Below are 2,796 nucleotides of genomic sequence, written 5' to 3' on the forward strand. Positions count from 1 at the left end.
TGGAGTGGTTGGTGTCTCAGACACCGTACAGTGGATGCGTAGCTTCTTTGTTGTAAGCCCTCGGCCTATTAGTACCGGTCGACTCCACCCCTCACGAGGCTTCCATCTCCAGCCTATCAACCCAGTCGTCTACTGGGAGCCTTAACCACTCAAAGGTGGAGGGAGACCTCATCTTGGAACGAGCTTCCCGCTTAGATGCCTTCAGCGGTTATCCCTTCCGAACGTAGCCAACCAGCCATGCCCTTGGCAGGACAACTGGCACACCAGAGGTTCGTCCGTCCCGGTCCTCTCGTACTAGGGACAGCCTTCCTCAAGTCTCCAACGCGCGCGGCGGATAGGGACCGAACTGTCTCACGACGTTCTAAACCCAGCTCGCGTACCGCTTTAATGGGCGAACAGCCCAACCCTTGGGACCTACTCCAGCCCCAGGATGCGACGAGCCGACATCGAGGTGCCAAACCATGCCGTCGATATGGACTCTTGGGCAAGATCAGCCTGTTATCCCCGGGGTACCTTTTATCCGTTGAGCGACCACGCTTCCACAAGCCATGGCCGGATCACTAGTCCCGACTTTCGTCCCTGCTCGACCTGTCAGTCTCACAGTCAAGCCCCCTTGTGCACTTGCACTCAACACCTGATTGCCAACCAGGCTGAGGGAACCTTTGGGCGCCTCCGTTACCCTTTGGGAGGCAACCGCCCCAGTTAAACTACCCACCAGGCACTGTCCCTGAACCGGATCACGGTCCGAAGTTAGACACTCAGTACGATCAGAGTGGTATTTCAACAATGACTCCACACCCACTGGCGTGAGCGCTTCACAGTCTCCCACCTATCCTACACAAACCGAACCAAGCACCAATACCAAGCTATAGTAAAGGTCCCGGGGTCTTTCCGTCCTGCCGCGCGTAACGAGCATCTTTACTCGTAGTGCAATTTCGCCGGGCCTGTGGTCGAGACAGTCGAGAAGTCGTTACGCCATTCGTGCAGGTCGGAACTTACCCGACAAGGAATTTCGCTACCTTAGGATGGTTATAGTTACCACCGCCGTTTACTGGCGCTTAAATTCTGAGCTTCGCGCTTACGCACTAACCCGTCCTCTTAACGTTCCAGCACCGGGCAGGCGTCAGTCCGTATACATCGTCTTGCGACTTCGCACGGACCTGTGTTTTTAGTAAACAGTCGCTTCTCGCTGGTCTCTGCGGCCGCCTCACCCTAGCTCGCGAAGAGCTTCAAGTGCTACGGCCCCCCTTCTCCCGAAGTTACGGGGGCATTTTGCCGAGTTCCTTGACCACAGTTCACCCGAACGCCTCGGTATACTCTACCTGACCACCTGTGTCGGTTTGGGGTACGGGCCGCACGGACACTCGCTAGAGGCTTTTCTCGGCAGCATGGGATCACTCTACTTCGCCTCAATCGGCTATGCATCACGCCTCACCCTATATGAGCAACGGATTTACCTATCGCTCGGGCCACACGCTTACACCAGACACCAACAGCTGGCGGAGCTACCCTCCTGCGTCACCCCATCGCTTGGCTACTACCGGATCAGATCCCGCGCTCCACCCACTCGACCCGAAGGTCTCACGGGCTTTGGGCGGTTAGTATCACCGACCTCACCAGGGACGCGTCCACACGGGTACGGGAATATCAACCCGTTGTCCATCGACTACGCCTGTCGGCCTCGCCTTAGGTCCCGACTTACCCTGGGCGGAACAGCCTGGCCCAGGAACCCTTGGTCATTCGGCGGACGAGATTCTCACTCGCCTATCGCTACTCATGCCTGCATTCTCACTCGCACAGCCTCCACGACTGGATCACTCCGCCGCTTCCCCGGCTGCACGACGCTCCCCTACCCACCCACACCACTGGCCAACACCCACAAGGAGTGAAGGCGATGTATTGTGTGAGTGACACAGCTTCGGCGGTGCGCTTAAGCCCCGCTACATTGTCGGCGCAGGACCACTTGACCAGTGAGCTATTACGCACTCTTTCAAGGGTGGCTGCTTCTAAGCCAACCTCCTGGTTGTCTGGGCGACCCCACATCCTTTCCCACTTAGCGCACACTTAGGGGCCTTAGCTGGTGTTCTGGGCTGTTTCCCTCTCGACTACGAACCTTATCGCCCGCAGTCTCACTGCCGCGCTCTCACACCACGGTATTCGGAGTTTGGTTGATTTCGGTAAGCTTGTAGGCCCCCTAGACCATCCAGTGCTCTACCCCCGCGGTGAAACACACGACGCTGCACCTAAATGCATTTCGGGGAGAACCAGCTATCACGGAGTTTGATTGGCCTTTCACCCCTACCCACAGCTCATCCCCCAGGTTTTCAACCCTGGTGGGTTCGGGCCTCCACGACGTCTTACCGTCGCTTCACCCTGGCCATGGGTAGATCACTCCGCTTCGGGTCTAGACCACGCGACTCAAGCGCCCTATTCAGACTCGCTTTCGCTACGGCTACCCCACACGGGTTAACCTCGCCACGTAGCACTAACTCGCAGGCTCATTCTTCAAAAGGCACGCCATCACCCCTCAAGGCTCTGACGGCTTGTAGGCACACGGTTTCAGGTACTCTTTCACTCCCCTCCCGGGGTACTTTTCATCTTTCCCTCACGGTACTAGTCCGCTATCGGTCATCAGGAAGTATTCAGGCTTAGCGGGTGGTCCCGCCAGATTCACAGCGAATTTCACGAGTACGCTGCTACTTGGGAACACTCTCCAGAGATGCCATGTTTTCGCTTACGGGGCTCTCACCCTCTACGGCCGCCCATCCCAAGGCGTTCAACTAACAACAGCATTTT

General features: G+C 57.2%; 1 rRNA gene. It reads right to left on the reverse strand.

Annotated features, from left to right (window positions below):
- Positions 1-47 precede the first annotated feature (47 nt).
- Positions 48-2,796 (reverse strand): 23S ribosomal RNA (locus tag LV79_RS33655); the annotation flags it as partial.

Origin of the sequence: Actinokineospora globicatena, from assembly GCF_024171945.1 — a bacterium.
GTDB classification, from domain to species: domain Bacteria; phylum Actinomycetota; class Actinomycetes; order Mycobacteriales; family Pseudonocardiaceae; genus Actinokineospora; species Actinokineospora globicatena.